The 1584-nt window shown below is 45.6% G+C and carries 1 protein-coding gene; it reads left to right on the top strand.

The window, feature by feature from the left end; genetic code table 11:
• Positions 1 to 128: 128 nt before the first annotated feature.
• The coding region (gene tnpC, locus W7W_RS0119595) for an IS66 family transposase (RefSeq protein WP_010665338.1) at positions 129 to 1584 on the top strand (1456 nt) is incomplete at its 3' end.

Below are 1584 nucleotides of genomic sequence, written 5' to 3'. Positions count from 1 at the left end.
TGTGAAGCCCAGAAAGCGTGTCCTGAAAAGGCGACAAAAAGAAGCATCTTTTCAGGTTTTTTAGCTGAGAATAATTGGCTGGAAGCCTTGATTTTGCTATCTTTAAGCTCGTAATCAGACAGTGATAAATGAGCGATTTTGCAACCGATAAGGATATGTTAATACAGGAGCTTCTTCAGGAACGTGATGAGCTATTTCAGGAGCTTTCCCGGTTGCGAAAAGTTGACAATGGGGCCTTGGATACCCTGGAAGCAAAAAACCAGGAATTGACCTCTGTAGTGGCTAAAAAGGATCAACAAATCCATAAGCTAACCGATCAACTTGCCTGGTTTCGCCATAAGTTTTTTGGCATCTCCAGCGAAAAGCATATTGCAGCAGACCCCAACCAAAGAAAGATTGACTGGGAGGGGCTGGAAGTGCTTCCAGAGGAGAAGGAAGCCATTGAAGATGCGGAAAAAGAGCTTATCGAATATGAGCGACGCAAGTCGAACAAAGAAAAAAAGAAGCCCGTACGTCAGCCGTTACCAGATCACCTTCGACGAGTAGTAGAAGTCATAGAGCCGGAAGGCAAACAGGACAACTGGGTGCGTATTGGCGAAGAGGTGACTGAAATTCTTGAACATAAGCCAGGTGAGACCTATGTCCGTCGAATAGAACGCCCGAAGTATGCCATAAAGCCAATTGTAGCAGAAGAGAATGCCGAGAATGAGCAGAACGAAGAAGAAGCACCTGCTATCCGTATTGCTCCAATGCCACTTTTGCCGCTGCCCCGCAGCAACGCCGGCCCCTCTATGTTGGCTGAGCTAATAATGAACAAATACTTCTATCATCTTCCTTTTCATCGTCAGATCTCTATGTTTAAGATGATCGGAGTAAGATTACCCGCATCCACCGTTAACGGATGGTTTCAGGGAAGCAGCGATTTACTTCGTGCTCTCTACAATCGCTTAAAAGAAAAAGTCCTCGAAACTGATTATATCCAGGTGGATGAAAGCACCATTCCGGTTATCAATAATCAAAAGCACAAGACCACTAAAGCTTACCTTTGGATGGTACGATCAGTAATGGACAACCTGGTTTTCTTCCACTACGACAAAGGCTCCCGGGCGCAAAGAGTGGTAGTTGATCTGTTAAAGGATTATCAGGGGGCCGTTCAAACCGATGGATATGAGGCATACTCAATCTATGAGCGAAAGAAAGGTGTTTTGCTTCTGGGTTGCTGGGCACATGCGCGCAGAAAATTCTCCGAAAGTCTTGCGGAAGACAAAACCGGAGCTGAATATGCATTGGCACAAATTGCCAAATTCTATCAGGTTGAAAAAATGGCCGACGAGCAAGAGTTAGACCATGAGCAAAGGGCGGAACTTCGAAAACGTCTGGCCTATCCAATTATGCGTGCTTTTGAAAAATGGGTTGAAGAGTATTATCCTAAAGCGCTTCCGGGCGGAAGAATGAGCAGAGCATTGGCTTATACATACAACCTTTTCATGCGGTTGTCCCGCTATCATCTTGATGGGCGCTACCTGCCAGATAATAACCTGGCCGAAAATGCCATCAGGCCTCTGGCTATTGGAAGAAAAGGAT

Origin of the sequence: Marinilabilia salmonicolor JCM 21150 (genome assembly GCF_000259075.1) — a bacterium.
GTDB classification, from domain to species: Bacteria; Bacteroidota; Bacteroidia; order Bacteroidales; family Marinilabiliaceae; genus Marinilabilia; species Marinilabilia salmonicolor.
This window is presented reverse-complemented; position numbering and strand designations above follow the sequence as displayed.